General features: G+C 66.5%; 5 protein-coding genes. 2 read left to right on the forward strand and 3 right to left on the reverse strand.

The window, feature by feature from the left end; genetic code table 11:
- Nucleotides 1-359: 359 nt before the first annotated feature.
- Nucleotides 360-551, reverse strand: a complete 192-nt coding sequence (locus tag ACWDSL_RS52890; RefSeq protein WP_450496866.1) for a hypothetical protein — start codon at nt 549-551, stop codon at nt 360-362.
- An 86-nt stretch (nt 552-637) separates the two neighbouring features.
- On the opposite strand from ACWDSL_RS52890, the gene ACWDSL_RS52895 reads away from it, so the two are divergent.
- Complete coding sequence (locus ACWDSL_RS52895) at nt 638-856, forward strand: hypothetical protein (RefSeq protein WP_450496868.1); 219 nt, start codon at nt 638-640, stop codon at nt 854-856.
- Between the two features lie 478 nt (nt 857-1,334).
- Nucleotides 1,335-1,829 carry a TRADD-N-associated membrane domain-containing protein gene (locus tag ACWDSL_RS52900; RefSeq protein WP_450496870.1) on the forward strand — a complete coding sequence of 165 codons (495 nt, stop codon included), beginning with the start codon at nt 1,335-1,337 and terminating at the stop codon, nt 1,827-1,829.
- 36 nt (nt 1,830-1,865) lie between these two features.
- Here ACWDSL_RS52900 and ACWDSL_RS52905 read toward each other — a convergent pair whose 3' ends face one another.
- Both ACWDSL_RS52905 and ACWDSL_RS52910 read right to left on the reverse strand, forming a co-directional pair.
- A complete protein-coding gene (locus tag ACWDSL_RS52905; protein ID WP_450496872.1) occupies nt 1,866-2,105 on the reverse strand; it encodes a hypothetical protein in 240 nt (79 codons plus the stop codon).
- Between the two features lie 9 nt (nt 2,106-2,114).
- A partial coding sequence (locus ACWDSL_RS52910) for an integrase core domain-containing protein (RefSeq protein ID WP_450496874.1) occupies nt 2,115-2,708 on the reverse strand: 594 nt, incomplete at its 5' end.

Here is a 2,708-nt window from a genome sequence, read left to right on the forward strand (position 1 = left end):
CACCTCCACGGACGCACCGGACCTACCTCACCCACCCCGGAACTATGCCTGACCAGCACAAACCCAGCCCCACACTCGGTTTCGAGAAGCCCTCTAAAGACACCCTTCAGGCCAACGCCTTGTGTCCAGCTGGGGCATGAACGGCCGTGACCCCAGCGCGCCATGCGGGGTTGATCAGGGCATGGACGAGGCGTAGCTGTGGACGCTGATCGAGGACCAGGCCGAGCGGCAGCCGCTCATCACCCCAGGCGAGGCACAGGCCGTCGTACAGCTGCTGCGCCGCGAAGGATCGGTCGCCGCCGACGAGCTGGCCGCGCGGCTCGCCCGCCGCCTGCCCGCCGAGGGGTAGCAGAACCGGATCAGAAGGCGATGATCCGGCCCTTTCCTTTGCCTGGCTTGGGCGGGTCGAGTTCCCTCGCCGCGCGCCGAGCGTCGTCCATAAGGTTGCGCGCATCGCTAGTCCCACTGGGATCTACCCCGGTCGCTTCGAGTGCGTCAGCGAGGTTGCGCAGCAGCCAAGCGAGGCGTTTCGGATCATCCGCGTAGCTCATGCACCTCACCTTGGCACGTCCACCGTTCGGCCCTCCAGACCTTCGGACGACATGCGGGCGCGTGGCCGCGGTCGCACGATGGGCGCATGGCCGGGGTGCTTCGCGTCGTCGTCCAGCCGCCGTCGCCGAGCGGCGGTCGGCGGGTGCGCGTGGACGGAGTGATCCTCGGCGTCGCGTACGGGGTGGCCGACTTGCTGGAGTTTCTACGCCGCGCCGGCCTGGAGGACCCGGAGAGCCTGGATCTGGAGACGTCGCCGCTGATCGAGTGGCGCGGCGGTGGGCCCGGCGTGTGGGCGGCTTCGTGAGTTGAACGGAAGGGGTGGTGAGGCGGGTGAGGAATCGGCATTCTCATTGACTATGCCGAGCAGTGACTCTTCCGAAAACACACCTCGCCCTGGTGAGGGACAAGACTCAAGCGGATTTCGCGGGAAGCGCTGGCTCGTTGGGCTTGGGGGCAGCATCGCGCTGTTGGGGGCCCCTGTGGCCGTCGTGGCCGTCGTCGGCGAGCTCACAGGACGCGGCATCCAGGGGAACCCGGACGTTTTGTGGGGGTGGGTTACCGGGGGCCTGTTGGCCCTCATCTGGCTGGCGACACGCAGCAGGGAAGATGGGGATATCCAGGCGAGCCGCGAGCGGGTGCGTGCCGCAGAGCGTGGCCTGGAAGCAGCACTGCGAGCTGCACAGGCTCCCTCGGCGAGCGCCAGGACTCCGAACGGTTCCAGCGAGGCCGGGCCAGATGGCTCAGTTTTGATACCTGGCGGGGTATTACATGGTGACGTTGTGGTGGGTGAGCCGGAGGCGGAACTCCCGGCATCCCGATTCACTCTGGCGGAGCTGTGGACAGTGACTCACACCCGTCTGGAGCTGTATCACGACATCGCGACTGGCCAGGCCCGGAGTTCGTTCCGCAATGCGCAGGCTGCAATGTTGGTCGGCTTCGGATTATTGATCGCCTTCGTCGCCATTGCATTGAACGCGAGTACAACCGCCGGGAGCATCGTGGCTGGCGGCTTGGGGGCAGTGTCGGCGGCATTGGCCGGATACGTCAGCCGCACGTTCGTGAAGTCCCAGGAGGTGGCGTCGTCCCATCTCCGGGCCTACTTTGATCAACCGTTGGAGTTCTCCCGCTACCTGGCCGCGGAGCGGCTGATCGCGGAAGCGGAACTGAGCCAGGAACAGCGTGCAGAGGTTCTGACCACACTGGTGCAGGCGATCGTCACCGGGCCAACTGCGCCTGCTCAGGCAAACCCGAACGGTCAGCAGCAGGCGGGGGCCTGACCTGGCGCGTGGTTCGGGGGCGGCTTCAAGGCCGCGTCAGCCTGCACCGCTGGTTCCCCCGTCGACGTCGTCCTGCAGCTCTATCCGGCCGGCCCTGTTAGCCCGATGGGTGGCCTCCAGCGTGGCGTTGGCGTACTCGCTGTCGTCCAGCGGCTCGCACGTCTTGGGGCGGGTGGCGCCGACCTCGCCGGTCGGGTCGGTAATTCCGGGAGGGTGAGCGAATCGCGTGCTGTCGAGCAGGCGTGTATGTGGAGCCTGTGCCGCTCGAAAAGTCATCGCTGCATGTCATGCTGCATATCTGTACTCGTTGATGAGGCCGCCGAGGGTCGGGGTGCGCAGGACTTTGCCGGTGCTGAGGTCATGCGCTGCGGCGGGTTGTTCGTGGGCGTCGGGTGGTAGCTGGTTGCGGGCCTGGTGGGGTCGGTGTTCGTTGTAGTGCCGCTCGTAGGCTGCGAGGACGTGGCGGGCGTGGGCCTCGTTCATGATGAGGATGTGGTCGAGGGCTTCGCGTCGGATGCTGCCGATGATGCGTTCGCAGTGCGCGTTCATGCGGGGAGCTTGTGGCGCACTTTTGAGGATCTCCATGTCCTCGGCCTGGAAGACGGCGTCGAATGCCTGGCTGTACTTGCCGTCGCGGTCGCGCAGTAAGAAGTGCAGGGATCCTATGCGTGTGCCCAGGTTGACGGTGAGATTCCGCGCTTGCTGCACTGCCCAGTCGCGGGTCGGGTGGGCGGTGACCCCGGTGATGTGCAGCCGCCGGGTGCCGTGCTCGAGGAACACCAGCGCGTACAGCCGCTTGCCGAGGGCGGTGTCGATGTGGAAGAAGTCTGCCGCGATGATGCCCTCGGCTTGCGCGGTCAGGAACTCGCGCCAGGTGGG

It is taken from the genome of Streptomyces sp. NPDC000941 (genome assembly GCF_053599555.1).

Excerpts from the sequence above, each read along its gene's own strand:
- ACWDSL_RS52890 (WP_450496866.1), bottom strand. The coding sequence starts at position 551 with ATGAGCTACGCGGATGATCCGAAACGCCTCGCTTGGCTGCTGCGCAAC.
- ACWDSL_RS52905 (WP_450496872.1), bottom strand. The coding sequence starts at position 2,105 with ATGACTTTTCGAGCGGCACAGGCTCCACATACACGCCTGCTCGACAGC.
- ACWDSL_RS52895 (WP_450496868.1), top strand. The coding sequence starts at position 638 with ATGGCCGGGGTGCTTCGCGTCGTCGTCCAGCCGCCGTCGCCGAGCGGC.